The following is a 17,821-nucleotide window of genomic DNA, read 5'->3' as shown; positions in this document are numbered from 1 at the left end:
AGGCTGCTCAGCCGAACGACGGCGAGCCGTCGGCCCAGCCGGACGCCTGCCAGAGAATATTGAACTGGTCGCGAAGCTGCGGCTGCATTGGCGCGGAGAGATCGTCCGTGCGCAACTCAGGCAGGAATAGCTCCGGCTTGCGGATCCCGCGGCCACCGCCGCGCGCGCGGGTGAGCTCGACATCCTCCACGCCGCGAAAGGCGATCGACACCAGTCCCGGGCCGGTCAGCCCGACGGCGGCGAGCACGCCGACCAGCCGTTCGAGATGGCTGACGATCCCGGTCTCAAGCTCCCGGCCATCAACCACGATCTGCGGATCGTTATCGATCCGCGTGCCGATCGTCGCCTCATACTCGATGGCGCCAGGCCGCACGAAGCGGGTGCGCCACCTGGTCTCCGGATTATTGTCCGTCGGGATCAGCGGGAGCCCATAGCTCCACCATTGGCGCTCGTCGGAGTCCGACTGCACGCGCACCTGCATGTCGGGCGGAAAACGCAGCGCGGCCGTCATGACGAGCTTGGGATCGATCGCCGGCCGATCCATGGCGGCGAGGGGCACGATGCGCAGCGTCATGCTGGGCGTGGCGACGATCTCAGGAAGCCCGCCGCGCATCCGGTCCATTGCCAGCTCATTCACGGTGGTCTGGGCGGCTTCCCATCGGGGATCGACTTGCGGAGCGGCGGGCGGTGGGGCAGCGACGCGGATCCGCGACCGCCCGACCTTCTCGAAAGCATCGACGGCGTCGATCAGGGCTGTCGACCGGCTGTTCAGCTCCTTGACGGCCGCCAGTGTCGACGGCTGCATGCCGCGCCTGACATCCTCGTCCGTTTTCACCCAGGCCATATTGTGGTTCTGGTTCATGACGTGGACCCGCTCGTAGACCAGCTCCATCAGCGATGTGTTCGCCGCGCGCACCGCCAGTGCCGCCTTCTGGAGTGCCTCGTCCTCAAAATCGAATGCGGCGCCGGCCCAGGTGGAGGCCACTTCGTCGAGGGGATCGAGGGCCCTGCGCGGGTAAGGCGTCCCGAAATTATGCTCGCGCAGGAACAGGCGCAGCGGCTCGGGAAACTGCGCACGATAGCGCTGCAGTAGCTCGACGTCGTGCGGATGAGGCTCGGCCGGCGGCTGCGCCATGCGGAGCACTTCATCGTCGAGGATCAGGCGAAGCGCGCTTTCCAGATCCTTCTGCAAACCGAGCCTGGCCGCCTGCCGATCCTCATCGCTCGCATCCGCCGGGCAGTGGAACAGGATCGGTCGCTTGAAGTGCGTGAGGTCGAACGGGAGCGGATGATCGTCCGGGTGCCCCATTGCTGTGTTCATGACGCCAATCATCCTGGCCCACCCGCGGGATTTCAGTGCCCAGCCATGCTCAAGCAGGACATTGGGATTGGGAGAGAGCTGGCGGTTGGCCCGGGTCGCGACATGGGTGAGGTCGGAGAGGAACGCGACGGCCCGATCGATCTTCCCGAAAATGGTGTCCGCGAGCGGCGGCATGCCGCTGACGTTGATCGTATCGCGATCCGCACGAAGGTCGCGTTCTGCGGGATCGACATCGGCGTCTGCGTTGAGCGCCTTGATCGCACGATCGAGCGCCCATTGGATGAAGCCTCGGCCGATACGGTTCTCCGTGTCGCTCTGCCAGGAATAGAAGATGTAGTTCGGCATTCCGCTAATGATTCGCCCCGTTTGCCCCTGGCGATCTTGCTACCACGGCTCTGCCCGTCGGGCAGCAGCGAGAACGCGGGGCTCGCGTCAGGCCCGCTGTCGCCTGCTAGTTCTGCTCGTGAACCTGTTCGCCTTCGCTGCCATGATGGCGCAGCATGTGCTGCAGCATCGACCAGCTCGAGCGATAGCGGTTTGTGGCTTTCGGATCGCTCGACACCACGACCAGCGCCGACAGGTCGGAGGGCGACGCCTTGGAGAAGATCATGCGCAACGCGTCGTCGGGCGATTGCGCGCGCGGCGCGGAGGCCGCGTTGGTCGCCGCGCGCAGCAGATAGGTCGCAAAGTCGATGCTTTCCTCCAGCACGTCGGTCGTGGTCGGGCTGCGCACGCTCTCGACGGGCTTCACCAGCGGGGGCAGTGGCGTCTCCTGATCGCCGAGATTCTCGTAGAAGATGTAGGCAGAGGCGCAGTCATTGGCCGCAAGCAGGTTCAGCTGGGGTCCGCGCAGCATGTTCGTCTGTGAGACGCTGGCGGTGGGCCGTGCGTAGCGTTTTGCCTGGAAGATCAGCGGAACAATGCGGCGCTCCTCCACCTCCCTCTTCGCGCCGGGCTGCACGGTCCTGCCATCGAAGTCGAGGATCAGCCCAAAGTCGCCGCCGGTTGCCTGCTCCCCGCCCCCGACCTGAAGATCTATATCGCTGATCGCGAGCGTGGCGCCGCTGCGGGCAATGGCTGGAGCGATGACTTCGGACCACGCCTTGCCCTGCGCCGCCAGCGCCTCGAGCAAATGCGCGGTGAGGCCTTGCTCGCCCTTCTTGGACGTGCAGCGTTCGAGCTGGAAGCCTGTCTCGGCCTCAAGCGCCGAAAAGAACAGCCACCAGTCGGCGAGGTCGCGGTAGCAGGGTGGTTGCGTAAGCACGCGTTCGAGCAGTACGGCCCAGGAATTCAGCGTCGCAGGGTCTTCCCTCAGCAGGTACATCATCGACATGTGGCCCGCCCCGCCAAGCCATTCGCTGGTGCCGCGCACGGCATCGGCCTTTCGCCTGTCGGCAGCCGGACAGGCATTGGTGAACTCGACCATTCCCCGGACAGTTTCCTCGTCCGTCACGAGGGAATGTGCACGACTCATGGCGGCGAAGATCTCATCGCCGTCCATCCCGAAGGCGCTGAGCATGGTCTGGTCGGTCCCGGTCATAGCAACGCCTATTGTTCTCCCGCTGATGTGCCCGGAGCCTAAAGCGGCTCCGGGCCGGTGACCATCAGTCTCGTCTTCAGATTGCCGTCCGGACGGCGATGAAGATCGATGATGTGCCCGGCGCCAGGCTCGAACTTCATCAATGCCGCGACCGTCTCATAGGACGTATTCGGTCCGAAGAACCGTTTCGGCCCGTGCCATTTCTGCCCTTCTATCAACCGGACACGATAGGTTCCTGACGGCACCGGAACTTCGACCCGCTCATTGGCACCGACATAGATCGACAGTGCGTGACGGTTGTCGGGCTGGTAGAGCTGAACTACGGCGTTGGCCGCACTGGCCGCGATCGTGAGAGAGCTTTTGCTGACGAACCCGACAAGGTTGCCTGCAACGGTGACGGACCCCGTCTCGGGAAAGGGCTGGGCGGCCTCAAAGTCAGGAATCCAGCCCTTTCGCTGCGCCTTGCCGTAGAACGGAATGAGCGTCGCCAGGATGGACAGCATCAGGATCCATTTCTGGGCCGGGTGGACTGCAAACCTTGCTCGGGCAGTTGTAGTGCCCCGCCGGGTGGCCCGGCTTTCCTTCGGATCGATCCAGAGCCCGGAATGTTTGAGACGGCCCTTCGCGTCGATCCACGACGCGCTTCCCAGACGTGCCGCCGCCTCGCGACGCCGCCGCTCCCGCACATAGTCGCGATCATCGATGCCCATCCTGGCCCTCCCCCTTCAAAACCAGCCGTCCTTGCGGCCTTCATTGCTGTCGCGCAGGCTCCGCCCGTCGACCGCGGAGCGCCGGATTTCCAGCTCGACCTGATCGCCCTTCCGACGCGTCCGGAAGTCCGCCTCGCTGAGGCCGTTGCGGCGCGCATAATCCTCCGCCGCCTTCTCGCTGCCAAACTTGCCGCCTTCGTCAAAATCCCATGCCATGATCGGTCTCCTTTCTTCTGGCCGGCACCGCGCCGGCCCTTCGCTACAAATCGAGGCCCAGGCTCCGCTCCGGGAGCGGCGGCAGCAGGTCCGCTTTGTCTGGCTTGAGGTCGGCGGGTGCCTTGAGATCATCACCTTTGGGCGGCGCCGCTGTCGGCAGCGGGCCGTCCGGAAGCGGCGGCAGATCAGCGAGGATGTCATCCTGTGCGGCAAGGTTGATGCCGTCGATCGGGCCGGGGTCGAACTTGGCTCGCTCGGGTCCGGCTTTCTTGCCGTCGATGTCGAGACGGCCGAGCGTTTCGAGAGCCGAGGTCTTATTGCCAGGATTAGCGTCGAGCTGACGCTCGAGCTTCTGCTTGTCGTCGACGACCATGGTCAGATCGTCGCGGACACGGGTCACGCCCACATTGAACAGGCGCTGATTGGACAGATTGCGCTCGTGACTGTCCATGACGGTGATGGCTTTGTCGGTGGTGATACCCTGCGCCATGTGCATGTTGAGCGCGTAGGCGAGGTCGAGGCGCGAGAGCATTGGATCGCCGAGGTCGAGGGTCAGGGTTTGCCTCGTCGTAGTTTCGACGGTGACGCCGCTCCCATCGACCGACAGCACGCGGGCGAGCGCGGCGTTGTGGAGATCTCGCGCTTTGTCATTGGCGGTCCATCGGATGCGGTCGCCCTCACGGACATGGAGGTCCTTCCTCTCGGTGAGTTCGAGGCGATCACGCTTCTCGGTTGGCGAGAGCTTCTGGGGGTCGAACCGAATTCTGCGCCGCCCGTCGAAGAGCTCCACCTTGCCCGAGGGCAGCACCTTGGTGACGTCGTAGCGGCCTTGCCCGAGCCCGACGTCCTGCGCGCCGCCGCGCCCGACATCGAGGGTCTGGCCGGGGCGATAGAAGGAGGCATAGCGCAGCTCCTCCCGGGTCAGGTTGACCCGCTCATAGACTGTCAGGTGGATGCCCTCGCCCCGGACGCTGCCCTCGGCTGCGAGCCCGTCCTGAATGCGCTGGTTGATGATCGCGCGGGACTCGCGCCCAGAGGCGAACACGGCGGTGGCTGCGCGGTCCTCGTCGCCGAGCGCGAGCCACATTTCGGCGGCGGTCTCGGGCGGGCTTTCGCTTTCATGGACCTTGTCGCCCAGGACCTTCATCGCCTCGCCGGCCTTCCCGACATTGGCGAGCGCGGCGACCGTGCGCAGCGTGTCGGTGCGCTGGCGGATATTCTCGTCCATGCGCGCCATTGTCCCGCCGCCGGCCTGGATCATCGCGAAGGATTTGCCGGCATCGATCGATGAGAGTTGCTGGCGATCGCCGACCAGGACGAGCTTATCGACCCCGAGCGCGTCCGCGATCTGGTGGAGCCGCAGCATGTCATTGCTCGACACCATCGAGGTCTCGTCGACCACAAGCATGGCGCCGGCGAGCCTGGAGCGCGCACCCTCGAACCGCGGGCCTTCACGTTCGGTCACGAACTTCTCGTTGGCGAGGACGAACGAGGCGATCGTCTGGCTCTGAATCCCCGCCCCCTCGGCGAGATCGGCGACCATCTTGTTCTGGAAGGCGAGGCCGAGAACCTTGCGCCCCTCCGCTTCGGCGACACGGGCCACCGCCTGGAGCATGGTCGACTTGCCGGCGCCGGCGATGCCCTGAATCGCTACCGTGCGATCGGCCGAGGAGAGGATGAGCGTCGCGGCACCGAGCTGGCCGGCATTGAGCGGCCGGTCGGCCACCGCCTGCAGCCGCTCTGGAGCGTCGGCTGCCGACTGCATCGGCGTGGCCTTTCCGGTGCCCGTCTCGACCGCGGCGAGGATGTTCTCCTCGGTGCGCAGCGCCTCCTGCGTCGTCAGCATCTCAACGCCCTTGTCGCCGATGCGTGCGACCCCCTGGATGAGCTGGCGGTTCTCGATGAGCTGGCCGATCCGGTGCTCGACCGTTTCGATCGTCACCCCCTTGAGACCGAGGTCCAACGCGGTCTTGGAAAGTTGATGGTGGCCGAACGCCGCCTCGCGCTCGGAAAGGATCCGCACCGCCGAGGCAACCGCGAGCTGCGAGCGCGCGACAACAGACGATTTGGTGGCGCGGGCAAGCCCGCTATCGACCAGCGGATCGGGCGAGCGAAGGAATCCGCCGATGATTTCGCGGGCGCCGGTGATCGCATCGGTGACCGCGCGAAAGCCCCGCTCGAGACGGCTGTCGGAAAGGCCTTGCCCAGCCCGCGCCTCGGCCGAGGCAAGCAGGCTCTTGCCGTCGAACCCGAGCGCGGCCGCCTTGTCGATCCAGCCCTGGACGAGGGTGCCCCGGTCTTCGACATTGAGCTTGGGATCGCGGGTCGTGGTGGTGACGCCGTCGCGTCCCTTGGGCGAGACGATACCGAGTTCCGCCGCCTTCTCGAGGATGGCTTCGCGCCGCTGGCTGAAGGCGTCGATCACCGCCTTCGGTACACCGACGATCTCGAAGGTGCCGTGCTTGCCCTTCATCTCGACCTGGTAGCCGAGCTGCTCGAGCCCGGCGCGCAGATAGGCGTGGTAGATGGCACCGATCGTCGTGTTGTTGCTCCAGATCTTGTCGGCATGGAGCGCCTGCCATTTGCCGTCCGGCATTCGGGTCAGATTGGCGACGACAGCATGGACATGGGCCTGCGGATCGAGCGCCCGGCTCGTGTCGTGCTGGAAGAGCGCGTAGACGAGATTGCCAGTGCGGACCGGCACCTTGCGGCCCTCGATATCCTTGCGCCCTTCGGCAAGGTTCTTCTCGACCCAGGTCATGGTCTTCTGGACTGCGCTCAGGTTCGCGGCGAGCACGCGCTTGTCGCCGGCGATATAGGCCATCAGCGACACCGACTTGGGCACTGAGAAGGTGAGGTCGAGCCCGTTCCGCCGGTTCTCGACCTGGGCGACCCCCTCCCCGCTCGGCAGGACGCCGCTCAGCGTTTTCTCAAACGTGTCGCGCGCAACCTCGCCCGATAGGCCGAGCGCCTCGGCCTCTGCCCCGCCCCATTCGCTGACCTCGGCCGAGCCGTCGGCCGTGTAATAAGTGTCCTTGAAATCGTCCTTCGCGAAATAGTTCGCGGCGCCGGCTGCGGAGCGGACCGAGGCGATCGAGTGCATAAGTCAGATCCCCATGTCGAGATCGTCGTTGTCGCGCCCGGCGGCGAACCCTTGGCGCAATTCGATGAAGGTTTGGTCCTCGACCTGCGGGGCGGGCGCGACAGTGCCGCGCGCATCGCGCCGCTCGTCTTCAGGCCGCGTGGCGGACGCTTGCTCGCCCTCCTTGGCCGCCCCGTTTGGCGCCTTGTCGGACGAGCGGGTAGCCGGCGTCGACTGCTCGTCGCGATCGTCATTGCGCTGGGCGCTGCGCGCGGGGTCGGAGCTCTCTTCCTCCGGCGGGCCCTGCAGGATGCGGGCTGCCATATCTTTGGCGAGATTGGTCGATTCCACGACCTCGTCGATGATCTGCGCGGCGCCGTCACGACCGCCCGCCTCGCCCCCGTCTTCCGCGAACACCTCCTCGCCACGGCGTGAGCGCACCGGCTGCATCGAGGGCCGGGCTATGAAGCCGCGGGCGATCTCGGGATAGTCCTTCCACTCGAGCAGAATGCGCGCCGCGGGGAAGCCGTCGGGAAACTTCACGAACCCGTGCATCGAGGGCAGGTTGGTGATGTCGTCGGCGATGACGAGGGGCTCGACCTGCTTGCGCGGGGTCAGGGTCGAGGCATCACGATTGTTGTTGTAGCCGTAGCTATAGGCCTCATCCATCTGCCGCACTTCGCGGTTGCCGATATATTGCGAGCATTCCTCGGCGGTCTTGAGTTCGCTGGTCGCGAGGATGAGTTTGGTGCGTGCAAGCGATGCGAGATTGCGTGCGCCTTCCTCGCCATAGACCTCGACCAGTTTTTGAAAGCTGTGGAGCCCCAGAATCATCGCGCCACCAAAGTTACGGGCGGTCTGGAGTCCCTTCTCGATCGCCGGCAGGCGGTGGAGCGCGCCGACCTCGTCGAACATGAACCAGGTGCGCAAAGACCGGGTCCGCGGCAGCGTCATAAGGCTGGTGATGGCAAGGTTCATCCAGAGCGTGAGCAGCGGCCTGTTCATCTCCAGGTCGTCGTAATCGGAGGTCACGAACAGGATCGATCCCGGCGCGCGATCCTCGGTGATCCAGCGCCGGATCGAGAACTGTTCGCCCTCGTCGGGAAGGAAGCGCAGGACCTGCGCATTGGTGTTGAAGACGGCGCGGATGGACTCGGCCATGCGGGCGGCTTCGGGCGCGGTAAGCGGGTCGGCAATCGTGTTGGCGAGGAAGCGGTGAACGCGCTTCAGGTCCGCCGTCATTAGATTCTCGGAGAGCGCGAGATTGCTGGTCTGGCCGCGCTCCTGGAGCCGCACGCACATCTCGATGAACAGGGTCCGCGCGGCGAGGGCCCAGAAGGGTTCGGAAGAGCCACCATCGGACGGGATCAGCGCCGCGGCGGCGGATGTGAAATGGCTGTAGGTCGAGCAGTCGTTGAAGATCGACCAGGCCGGGCAGCGCTGGTCCATGGGGTTGAGGATTGTATCGCGGGCCGGATCGTAGAAGGCTTCCACATAGGCGCCGGTGAGGTCGAAGATGACCGCATTGTCCTGGCGCTGGCGCATCTGGGTGACGATGCTTCTGAGTTCCGTCGTCTTCCCCGCGCCGGTCGTGCCGATGAGCATCGTGTGGGACTGCTCGAGGCGGTGCGGATAGGGGACGCCGGCGAGGGAATAGGGATGATGGATCCCGCCCGCCTTTCGCTCGGAAAAGGGCAAACGGAGCACGGCGTTCGGGTTGAGCCGGGGGAAGAACTGGCGCGCATCTTCGGCGAACTTGGCGGCGTTGTGCTGCGCGATTTCGGAGACGAGGACGGCGCGGTCGACGAGCATCGCGCCCCGCTCATGGCGTTCCTGAAGGATCGTCTTGCCGCGCCTGCGGGAGATGTCGACGAACCAGATCGCGAGGGGCGTCACGACGAAAATCGAGACAAGGAGCGAGCCGATCAACGCGTGGACCGTGGTGGCCCAGGCCTTTTGGACGGCGGGGATATAGGGCACCGCCGGCATGATGGTTTTGTAGATCTCGCCGCTCGGCAGCGTGACGTTGACGCGCTTGTTCGGATTGAGGTCGACCCAGTTCCAGAGGCCCGCATAGACCTTCATGCAGACAAGCTGGAATCCGTGCTCATCGAGGCGGATCGATAGGATGATGAACCACGCCAGGAGGAAGGCGAAGAACCACGCCAAGATCGGCAGCTTGGCCCCTGAAAACCACATCAGCATCTCATGAGTGAGAAGCTGCGAGCCGCGGGTGAAATTCCCCGAGTTGCGCTGCACGCGGCCGCGCGCGCTGTGGTGGGTCAGCGGGATGTTTTTCCCGTTCGAGCGGATGTCCTCACGCGCCATGATATTGGACCAGGCGCTTGTCGGTTTCTGCTACGAGACGGTCGCGCAGCTCGGGATATTGCTCGCGGATGATGACGTCGAGGGCGAGCTGCTGGAACTCGCTGATACGGGCGAGCCGGCGTTGGCTGGCGGTCAGGACATCGGAGGAGGAGAGGAAGACGTCGAGCGCCGATCGGACGATGTCGGCGACAGTCAGCTTCTGCTCAGCGGCGATCGCGCTGAGGCGGTCCCATTGGGAGCGCTCCAGGCGAATATTGTAGTGCCTGTAACTGGTAGCCAAGACCAACCTCCTAGCAGGGAGGCTGGTGGGGACCGAAGAAGAGCCTTGTTTATAGCGTTTGAGCCCTGGCCGAGCAAGTTGATCGTTGGGGGCCGGCTCCCTGTAGTCTCGCGTAGTACATGGAACTGGCGGTTTTCCGTCGCTTTAGCCCAGTCCGAACAGCGTACTACGCCATACTCTCCTTCCCTTCCGCGCTAACCCGTTGTGCAACAACGGAAACCCAGCACATTCAGGTGCGTAGGGTGTGCTCTTCCTTAGAGACTGATACCAGGTTCCGGGCTTGTTCGTTGCTGGTCTGAGAGTGGCGCTTGCCGGGTCCGGCAGGGCAGAGGTCCGCCGAGAGGCGGAACGGCGATTCCCGGGGCTGTCCAGACAGCCCGGTCGCGAAGCGGTATGGTCGAGGGGCGTCCTCGCCGCGCTCGGGCAACGCCCGAGGCGCGGGACCAATGGCGGCCGAAGGCCCCATTGTGAAGGCGAGGATCGTGACCCGAACGGGCGGAGACAAGGCGTCTGCCTTGACTCCGTGAGCTTGGCCGCCGGCCCTTGCAAAGGGTTCGGCGGCCTTAGCGAATAGAGCCGTGATCGGGCCTTGGCCCGATTCGCCCAGCCGCCCAAAACTTCTTCTTCCGGGCGTCAGTTGCCACGGCTATATTCACTCGGTTCATAGCCCGATTAGCCTTCACAAGAGGCACCTATGGCAAAGACATTGGAACAGGAGCGTTTGGCACTCGAAGAGGACGAGCGGAAGCTGCAGAGCCGACGCAAGATGCTCGAAGAGAAGGAACGTGAACAGGCGATCACGCTGGTCGACCGAGCGGGACTGCTGAAGCTCGACGGCAAGCGGTTGGGAGCCCTCATGGATCGGATCAAGACACTCGGTATCGAGGCCGTGGAGAAGAAGCTGGCTGCCTGACCCCGACCCGCCGCGGCAGCGCCGCGGCACGGCCATGGGGGGCTCGATGCCCCTCATGGCCGTATCTCTCCCACACAAAAAAGGGAGAGGCGCGTGGCCCCTCCCCTCACCTTCAGAACTCGTCGGACATCCGGCCGGGGACCGTGTGAACAACCCGGTCGATGATCCGCGACGGCAGCGCATCGTAGTCACCCTCGTCGATGGCGACGTAGCGGCCGTCCTCCTCCTCGATGACATGCTGGTCGAAAAAACTGTGTAGGGCGCGGCGCTCGGCGAATGCGAGAGCGGCGAGATAAGCAGCGGCGTCAGCGTGGGCGGCGGTCGAGATGATCTGCATGGTGGTGCTCCTGTCGTCTTGAATGACAGGGAAATGGCCGTCGTTGAGGGAACCGCCGGGTCAGGGACGCCGGCACAGCCGGCGCCGCGAAGCGGGGAGTGGGGGTGCCGATTTTGTCGTGGCTGGAGCGCAGCGAAGCGGAGCGGAGGTCGCGGCAAAATTGGGGGCACCGCTCATCCTTGACGCGGCGGTTCCATCAACGACATCCTCGGAATTCTGTGAGAGATTTTATCCTCTGAAGGGTGCGCCAATGTCGCCCCAAGGATCAACAAAGCATGATGCCGCGCGGCGGCGGCCGAACCGCTGGACAGGTCCATTAGCCCGCGCATAGCAGGTGCGTCTTTCGGGCGGTTGTCACCCGTCGGGTTGGTTCGACCGTGCGCCTGTGTTAGGTCCCTGATGCGCTGCAGAACGGGCAGCGCCGGGACTGGTAATCCCGTCGAGAACGGCAACTCGGGGTGAGCTTTCACGCCGGGGTGCCTGCGCATATGTCCAGGTGCCTCGGCACTAAAAGCGTAGGCGCATGTCTCGACGTGTTACCAGCCCCGGCTCCCGCGCCCAGTGCGCGGGAGTTGATCTGGTCGGGGCGTGCCAACATCTCCTTGGAAGCCTCCGCGCCCGGGGTGACGCTATGGATCTCAAAGCGAATGCGCCGCCCGTCCAGCGGGCGCTCGGTCTGGCGCTGATGCGGCAGGCACTGGAGTATCTATCCACGATCGGCGAGGACGAGGCGTCACATCATCTGAGCAGTGCAATTGACGCGCTGTTGAAGCCGAAGAACGACCGGGAAAATCCCCCAGCCTCATGATCGCCGATCGAACCGACGGCTAAACGCGAAAGGGCGGCAGGCTCTCGCCCACCGCCCTCTTTCACTTCTTCTTGCCGCCCTGTTTTAGGGCGGTGATCACAGCCGCGAGTCCAAACAGGATCTCTGCGAAATTGTGCCATTCCATCGCTCTGACTTTCAGCGATGGGGACGCGCCCCCAGATTGAAGGGGAATACGTTGCAACGCGCTTGTCCGGTGTTTTGAGGGGCCGACCCCTATTGTCCTGGTTCGCTCTTCTGGATCTGGGTTCGCTGTTTGCTGGCTTTTTCGGGTTCGCTGTTTGGATCTGAGTTTTTGCTGGCTGTTTTTCGGTTTGCTGTTTGGCTGTCTGGGTTCTGATTTTTCAGTTTGCTGGTCTGTTTCGCTATCCAAGTGAGGGCGTGGCCACACCCTCCCCTGAAGAATTGGACGCGACCGTTCGGATTTCAAGGATGCCGCGCGCGAGACGCTGATGAGCTTTGGCTATTGGGCCAAAAAAAAGGGCGCGCCAGCATGGGACGCGCCCTTCTTCCTACCGTCGATCGGGCGGAGGCTAGGCCCATTCGAGGCGCGAACTGTCGTCGGCATCTGCGATCGCGAGAAGACGCTCGAGCCGCTCGAGCATGGTGGAAATTCCATCGGCTTCCGCGCGGCGCCGTATCGCCGGATTGGCAAGCCGACCACGGATCGTATCGATCGGGATTTCGCCGACATCGTCGGGATTGAGCCCGAGGCCTTCGAGCAGTGCATGGGCATCGCTTTCGGCGAGATCGAGCTCAGCGCCATGATCGGATGTGAGCGATGGGCGCATACGGATCACGCGATCACTTTCGTACCACCAGACTGCGATCCGTCGATCCCGGAACTGGGCTTCGTCAAGCACCGCGATGACCGCGGCATCGTGGTCGAAAACGCGCGCGACCGAGGCGAGCGCGAGCGGGCACACGCGTGCTTCGAAGTTCAGCGCGAGCACGCGGTCCTCGTCGCTGTCGGGATCGAGCAGGGCAAGGCCCAGACGTTCGCCCTCCTCCCGCAGATAGGCGCGGAAGGCAGCGAGCTGGCGCGCATTGATGGTAGCGACAGGACCGGGTTGATCGTCGGAAGCGGTAGCGATGCGGAACGTGATGGACATGGACGTCCTCCCTCGTTGGAACCGCTCCCTCGCTCCTCCTCTCCTCGATCCGTTTCCGGGGGTCTGAGCGCGTTAGCGCCCGTAGAAATTGTCCGCCAGAGACCGCTCTACGGTGTCGAGCATCCCGCTCGCCCAATCGCCGAGAACTCGATCATTCGCCCACGCCGCCAGCGGCGCCTTGAAGCTGGTAAGATGCGCGTTGAGCGATCCGCCCCAGGAACTGGGATAGATGCGCTGGCGAAGCGCATCGCGGAAACGCTTGCGGCCGCCATAGAGCTTGGCGAGCTGCTGCAAGGCCGGGTGCCAGGCGAATGTCCCGCCCTTCTGTTCGAGGATGGGGAAGAAGCTGAGGAGGAAGGCGATCCGGGCATCCGGGTCGACCTTCACCCAATCGAGCATGAGGCTGAGCGGCGTTCCGAAGAGCGCGCCCGGACCGGTGCGCGAGACGTCATAGGCAAAGAGCTTGGTCGCCGAGATGATGGCGTTCAGACGCTCCCGCTCGACGCGGGTGGCGATCTCGTAAAAGCCCGCGAGCACGGGCCAGACCTCCGTTGGCGCGCGCTGGATCACGATCGGAAGCGCGCTGCGCAGCGCGTCTGAGCTACGACCGTTGCGCCCGCCGGCGGTTCGGCAGGCCTGCTCGATCTGAACTGCGAACGCGTACGCAAACGTCCGATCGATCGCGCCGGCGGCATCGAGCAGCCGGAGCATGCGATCATAGTTGTAATCGGCATTCGATGCGTTGCCTTCGGCGCCGTCGGCGATCGATGGCGAGAGAAGCGCGACCTTCACCAGCGCGATCATCTCAGGTGCCAGCGCCTTGTCGCCGTGGGTGACCATGGAGAGGATTTCGAGGGCGGCCCAGGCGCCGCCGTCTTCACCGCGATCAACCAGCGCGTGGATGAAACGTCCGAGCGCGTCAGGCGACACTTCGGCGAGGCCCTTGCCGTAGGAGATGACGACGGTCTGCGGCGGCGTGACCCGCTGCTGACGGACATCGTCGGTCAGCTCGTCGAGACGCTGGTCGGTGACGCGCAGAAACGTCGGAATGTACATTCGGTTGGCGGTGAGAACCGTCGAGTGCTTGGCGATCGCCTCGAGCTTGGCAACCTCGTCCGGCTTGTCGGCGAGGCGGCGATCGAGTGCTGACAGGAGGGCACCGACAAAGTTGGCGCCCGCCCGATTTCCGCTGGAATCGAGCGCGGTGACGGCCTGTTCAATGGCATCGAGCGGGTCCGGCAGATGTTGCGCCAGGGCGTGTGCGAAGGGATGCGGAGAATTCAGCTCCTGGCTCGACATGATCCGAATGGCTCGCGCGCGCTGGTCGGGGTCTGCGGCGATGCCGGCTGCGAGCGCGGCGGCGCGCCGTGCGCCATATTCGAAGTCGGGATTGTCACGATCCTCGGCATATCGCCGATCCGGGTCGTGGATATCCGATACCCAGAAACGGCTGTAGAGCAGCGCCTGATCGACGGGGTCTTTGGGCAGGGTAACATCATAAAGACCGCGGACGGCGCCAGAGAAGTTCGTCGGCGTCTCAGGGCTGTCGAAATAGAGCCAATCGCCGATGCTCTTGGTCGCGGCGAGATAGTGACCGGAGACCGCGACGACGTCGCCTATGAACGCCTCGATCGTGGGGAGCAGCTCGGGCATGATGAGATTGCGCAGGTCGCCTGCGACGTGTTCCTCGATCGCGGGACGAAGCGCGGCATCCTTGGTCCAGACCTCGCGCAGGCGGTCGAGAGCCCAGTTGAAATAGGCATGGATCGTGCCGTTGTCTGGCGGTGCCCATTCGGGCCGATAGGGTTCGGCGCCGACCTGCTCGAAATCTTCCGAACGGGAAAGATAGGTCTGGATCATGGCGCCGAGCGCTTCGACGCCGGCGCTGCGGATGCGCGGATCGTCTTCCTCGAGTGCCTGCTCCAACGCTTCGCGGCGCCGCCGATCATCGGCTTGTGTTCCGGCGAGCGCGACCTGGAAGAGCTGGCGCAAAAGACTGACGATGGGTTGCGTTCCCTCGGTGTCTGCGACGGCTGCCAGGCGCAGGATCATCTGTGCGGCGGGCCGGAAACTGTCCTGGCGTCCAGCGAGCAGTCGCAGCGTATCGACCAGTTCCTCCGTGACCTCGATCGCAGCCAGATCATCGAGCGGCATACGGCCGATGACGAAATAGAGGGCAGTGCCGACACGGTCGGGTTCGACGTGCGCGAAGGCGGGAAGATATTGCGCCACGTCGGGATGGACGATGGCCTCGTCCGCAAAGGAGCCGCGCAGGAGGCTATGGATGACGTCGCTCAAGGTGCGCGATCGGGTGAGATAGCGCCAGCGCGCGAGCATCGCCTTACGGTGATGAGGAAGTGCGCCGCCAAGAAAGCCTATCACGGTAGATGGCCGCAGATAGTCAAGCCGGCGGAGCGCGAGGAAGTCGGCGATCGGTCGGGGCTGTGCGTTCATCGCGCCATAGTTGCGACCGACCAGGTGCTGCCCGGCGGCGATGACGAGGTTTTCGTACATCAGCTCGCCCTTCATCTGAACCAGCATCTCTGCGATCTTGTCGAACGCGCCGGGATCTTCGTCGGGCGAGAGCTGGCTGAAGAGCGAGAGGCACTCGAGCGCACGGACCGTTTCGCGTTCTGCGCCGACACCATCGAGAATCTGCTGGGCGACGGCGTCGGCCGACTTGAGGATGCCCGTCTTTCCGTAACTCCTGGTGAAGGACACCGCGATGCGTGGAAAGCCGTCACAGAATTCGGCGAGATAATCGAGTTCGTCGGCCTTTGCCTTGGGCAGTCCGGCCTTGAGAATACCGCGAATGGTCGACCGGTCCGCCGAGGTCGGGCGGATCATGACGCAATTGTCGTCGTGGTCGATGCCATCGGCGCCGATCGTGATGATACGCAGCGCGCTCCCCTCGCCCCGCGCAATGTCGTTAAGCCGGCGAGCCTCGCGCAGCGGGCAACCGTCGACCACGAGCACCGTATCCGCGCCGTCTTTCACCAACTGGTTGGCGACGTCCCAGAGGCGCGAGGCGACCTCATTATAGTCGCAGAAGATGAAGTTGGCGGCCGTCAGCCCGCCGAGCAGGCCGGTAGTGGCTGAGAGCGCATGATAGAGCGCACGGGTCTTGCCGATACCGGACGCACCCCATATGCGGGCGGAGGTGCGCGGCTCGTCCAGTTCATCGGCAAGGCGAGCGGCAAGCTGGGAGAAGTCGATCGCGTCGGCATCGTGGGGGCCAAGCGAGAACTTCCGATCCGGGCTGTCGACAAAGGCCGGCGCCGCGATTTCGGCACGCTTGCTCCATTGATCGAGGGTGGAGAAGCCGGCGAGTTCAATGGTCGCGTTGCGTTGCTTGATCCAGACCGCCACAGCCGGGTGTGCGCTGGCCCAAGCAGCAAGCTTGTTGCCGCCATAGACGTCGACGGCGGCGAGCTTGGTGGGATCTCCGCCCGCCGTCTTGATGCCCTTCTTGATCGCCTGGACGCGATCGGCGGGCTTGTCGCCGACCAGCGCGGTCGTGGTGATCCCGATATAGCTGCCGCCGCGGGCGAGGACATCGCGGACCGCATCGCTGAGGACCTTGACCGCGACCGTCTTTGGCTGTGTGGGCTTCGTCCAGACCTCATGTTCCCACTGAACGTTGCCGCGGTCCTTCGCCTTGCATTGGAAGATGATATCGCGCCCGGGGAAGAAATCGGTCGAGGCCTCGCCGCCCGTCCAAAGGATGCTGGCATCCTGGCCGCCGTCGGCAACGGTGATCTGAAGCGGCACGTGGACGCTGCGCAGCGGAACACCGGCCTTGCGGGCTTCGGCATAAAGGAGGCGGCGCAGCAGCTCGACCAATTCGCCGCCGGTAAAGTCTTTGATCTCGTTGTGATGAACAGTGAACATCAGCCGTCCTAACCCGGCCACACCTGCGACGAAACGAAAGTTTCATCCACGACCGAAGGTCAGTCCCCGGCGGCGCGAGGGGGCTCGATGCCCCTGAGCGCCGCATAGCGACAAAAGAAAAAGGAGGAGAGGCCCCGGCCGAAGCCAGGACCTCTCCGCTCGGGGCTCACGCGCCCTGCTTGATGCGCTGGTGTGCGAGGCGGACGATGTGCAGCGGAACGCCAGCCTGCCGCAGCTTCTGGGCGAGGTTCTGCTGGATACCCGAGCCTTCGCAGACGACGGCTTCGACCGGCTTCAGACCCAGGATGCGGTCGTTGCGTACGAAGGCCGCACGGTTCCCCTGGCTCTTGTCGAGGCGGAACTGGATGACCTTGACGCCGCGCGATGCCGCCCATGCGTGGGCCACCGCATCGCAGCCCTTGGCCTGCGCGGTTGTGGCAAGGATCATCTCTGGAACGCGTGCCCTGATGCTGTCGAGACCGTCCCAGAGCAGGTCGACATCTTCCCAGACCTGACCTCCCGAGAAGGCAACCACCGGGCCTTCGGGCGCGAACTGCTCGCGGCGTTCCCGTGCGCGTGAGGCCAGATAGTCGCGCGCGTCGACCATCGAGGCGGTCAGAGCGGACGAGACCCGGCTTCCCCGGACCGGCGAGAAGGGCTTGCCGGTTTCGACGCGGTAGACCTCGGCGGCATGGTCGCGCATGCACTCCATCGCCTCGCGGCACCCCTGCAGCGTCTGGCAGAGAAGCTGCGTGTCTTCGAGTTCGAAGGCGTAGCTTTCCGAGGGGTCGTAGTTACGCGCCAGGTCACCGAGCTTCTTGGCGGCGTCATCCTCGCGGCCTTCGATCCGCTTGGCGACCACATGGAAGCTGTTGGCGAACCCCCAGGCGAGATCGCTGGCGAACTCTTCCATGCGGGTGTCACGCAGCACATCGAACATCGTGGCCATCATCATTTCGACGGCGACGCGAACCTGATCCGGATCGGGCATTTCAGCCTTTTCTGCCGGATCGACGATGGTCATCTTCGCCATTTCATCATGCTCGAGGAACGCACCCTCGTAAGTTTCAACCTGGGCATCGTTGCCGCGGCTCGCTGCGATGTGGCTGGCAAGGTCTGCGAAGTTCGTGAAGTTGGTCATGATAGCCTCCGTTGGATCTCATCCACTCGATGAGGCTCTCCTCAGGACGTGCGGTGGTCGGGGCAGTCAGGGACGTTCACCGGGAAGCCGGCGCAGCCGGACCCCGGTTAACGCCGCCACGCGG

Annotated in this window: 14 protein-coding genes; 2 read left to right on the top strand and 12 right to left on the bottom strand. The window is 64.4% G+C overall.

Features of this window, described 5'->3' with window-relative positions; genetic code table 11:
- Positions 1-7 precede the first annotated feature (7 nt).
- The 7 genes from LHA26_RS19470 to LHA26_RS19440 all read right to left on the bottom strand — a co-directional run bounded on the left by LHA26_RS19470 (position 8) and on the right by LHA26_RS19440 (position 9,477).
- Positions 8-1,666 carry a hypothetical protein gene (locus tag LHA26_RS19470; RefSeq protein WP_252168895.1) on the bottom strand — a complete coding sequence of 553 codons (1,659 nt, stop codon included), beginning with the start codon at positions 1,664-1,666 and terminating at the stop codon, positions 8-10.
- Positions 1,667-1,772: 106 nt separating this feature from the next.
- Positions 1,773-2,861: a hypothetical protein gene (locus LHA26_RS19465; protein ID WP_252168894.1), complete on the bottom strand. Its 1,089-nt coding sequence runs from the start codon at positions 2,859-2,861 to the stop codon at positions 1,773-1,775.
- Positions 2,862-2,899: 38 nt separating this feature from the next.
- Positions 2,900-3,571 carry a hypothetical protein gene (locus LHA26_RS19460; protein WP_252168893.1) on the bottom strand — a complete coding sequence of 224 codons (672 nt, stop codon included), beginning with the start codon at positions 3,569-3,571 and terminating at the stop codon, positions 2,900-2,902.
- A gap of 15 nt (positions 3,572-3,586) precedes the next feature.
- A complete protein-coding gene (locus LHA26_RS19455) occupies positions 3,587-3,787 on the bottom strand; it encodes a hypothetical protein (RefSeq protein ID WP_252168892.1) in 201 nt (66 codons plus the stop codon).
- Positions 3,788-3,830: 43 nt separating this feature from the next.
- On the bottom strand, positions 3,831-6,890 hold the full coding sequence (gene mobF, locus LHA26_RS19450) for a MobF family relaxase (RefSeq protein ID WP_252168891.1): 3,060 nt from the start codon (positions 6,888-6,890) through the stop codon (positions 3,831-3,833).
- Between the two features lie 3 nt (positions 6,891-6,893).
- Positions 6,894-9,197: a type IV secretion system DNA-binding domain-containing protein gene (locus LHA26_RS19445; RefSeq protein ID WP_252168890.1), complete on the bottom strand. Its 2,304-nt coding sequence runs from the start codon at positions 9,195-9,197 to the stop codon at positions 6,894-6,896.
- Positions 9,187-9,477 carry a hypothetical protein gene (locus tag LHA26_RS19440; protein WP_252168889.1) on the bottom strand — a complete coding sequence of 97 codons (291 nt, stop codon included), beginning with the start codon at positions 9,475-9,477 and terminating at the stop codon, positions 9,187-9,189. Before LHA26_RS19440 ends, LHA26_RS19445 begins: the two co-directional genes overlap by 11 nt.
- A gap of 694 nt (positions 9,478-10,171) precedes the next feature.
- Here LHA26_RS19440 and LHA26_RS19435 point away from each other — a divergent pair.
- A complete protein-coding gene (locus tag LHA26_RS19435; RefSeq protein WP_252168888.1) occupies positions 10,172-10,390 on the top strand; it encodes a hypothetical protein in 219 nt (72 codons plus the stop codon).
- 112 nt (positions 10,391-10,502) lie between these two features.
- On the opposite strand, the gene LHA26_RS19430 is transcribed toward LHA26_RS19435, so the two are convergent.
- Positions 10,503-10,727, bottom strand: coding sequence for a hypothetical protein (locus LHA26_RS19430; RefSeq protein WP_252168887.1), 225 nt, complete (start codon positions 10,725-10,727; stop codon positions 10,503-10,505).
- 631 nt (positions 10,728-11,358) lie between these two features.
- On the opposite strand from LHA26_RS19430, the gene LHA26_RS19425 reads away from it, so the two are divergent.
- Positions 11,359-11,535 (top strand): hypothetical protein, encoded by a 177-nt coding sequence (locus LHA26_RS19425; RefSeq protein ID WP_252169024.1) that lies wholly within the window; start codon positions 11,359-11,361, stop codon positions 11,533-11,535.
- A 61-nt stretch (positions 11,536-11,596) separates the two neighbouring features.
- On the opposite strand, the gene LHA26_RS19420 is transcribed toward LHA26_RS19425, so the two are convergent.
- The 4 genes from LHA26_RS19420 to LHA26_RS19405 form a co-directional block, all read right to left on the bottom strand.
- Positions 11,597-11,926, bottom strand: coding sequence for a hypothetical protein (locus tag LHA26_RS19420; protein ID WP_252169023.1), 330 nt, complete (start codon positions 11,924-11,926; stop codon positions 11,597-11,599).
- 160 nt (positions 11,927-12,086) lie between these two features.
- On the bottom strand, positions 12,087-12,665 hold the full coding sequence (locus LHA26_RS19415; RefSeq protein WP_252169022.1) for a hypothetical protein: 579 nt from the start codon (positions 12,663-12,665) through the stop codon (positions 12,087-12,089).
- Positions 12,666-12,737: 72 nt separating this feature from the next.
- Complete coding sequence (locus LHA26_RS19410) at positions 12,738-16,556, bottom strand: hypothetical protein (protein ID WP_252169021.1); 3,819 nt, start codon at positions 16,554-16,556, stop codon at positions 12,738-12,740.
- 166 nt (positions 16,557-16,722) lie between these two features.
- Positions 16,723-17,697 carry a DUF2493 domain-containing protein gene (locus LHA26_RS19405; protein ID WP_252169020.1) on the bottom strand — a complete coding sequence of 325 codons (975 nt, stop codon included), beginning with the start codon at positions 17,695-17,697 and terminating at the stop codon, positions 16,723-16,725.
- Positions 17,698-17,821 lie beyond the last annotated feature (124 nt).

The sequence above is a fragment of the Sphingomonas morindae genome (assembly GCF_023822065.1).
GTDB lineage: Bacteria > Pseudomonadota > Alphaproteobacteria > Sphingomonadales > Sphingomonadaceae > Solisphingomonas > Solisphingomonas morindae.
Note: the sequence above shows the minus strand (reverse complement) of the source record. Positions and strands in the feature narration are given on the sequence as shown.

Bases quoted from the DNA above. Each gene is read 5' to 3' on its own strand.
- LHA26_RS19470 (WP_252168895.1), bottom strand. From the start codon at position 1,666: ATGCCGAACTACATCTTCTATTCCTGGCAGAGCGACACGGAGAACCGT.
- LHA26_RS19465 (WP_252168894.1), bottom strand. From the start codon at position 2,861: ATGACCGGGACCGACCAGACCATGCTCAGCGCCTTCGGGATGGACGGC.
- LHA26_RS19460 (WP_252168893.1), bottom strand. From the start codon at position 3,571: ATGGGCATCGATGATCGCGACTATGTGCGGGAGCGGCGGCGTCGCGAG.
- LHA26_RS19455 (WP_252168892.1), bottom strand. From the start codon at position 3,787: ATGGCATGGGATTTTGACGAAGGCGGCAAGTTTGGCAGCGAGAAGGCG.
- mobF (WP_252168891.1), bottom strand. From the start codon at position 6,890: ATGCACTCGATCGCCTCGGTCCGCTCCGCAGCCGGCGCCGCGAACTAT.
- LHA26_RS19445 (WP_252168890.1), bottom strand. From the start codon at position 9,197: ATGGCGCGTGAGGACATCCGCTCGAACGGGAAAAACATCCCGCTGACC.
- LHA26_RS19435 (WP_252168888.1), top strand. From the start codon at position 10,172: ATGGCAAAGACATTGGAACAGGAGCGTTTGGCACTCGAAGAGGACGAG.
- LHA26_RS19430 (WP_252168887.1), bottom strand. From the start codon at position 10,727: ATGCAGATCATCTCGACCGCCGCCCACGCTGACGCCGCTGCTTATCTC.
- LHA26_RS19425 (WP_252169024.1), top strand. From the start codon at position 11,359: ATGGATCTCAAAGCGAATGCGCCGCCCGTCCAGCGGGCGCTCGGTCTG.
- LHA26_RS19415 (WP_252169022.1), bottom strand. From the start codon at position 12,665: ATGTCCATCACGTTCCGCATCGCTACCGCTTCCGACGATCAACCCGGT.
- LHA26_RS19410 (WP_252169021.1), bottom strand. From the start codon at position 16,556: ATGTTCACTGTTCATCACAACGAGATCAAAGACTTTACCGGCGGCGAA.
- LHA26_RS19405 (WP_252169020.1), bottom strand. From the start codon at position 17,697: ATGACCAACTTCACGAACTTCGCAGACCTTGCCAGCCACATCGCAGCG.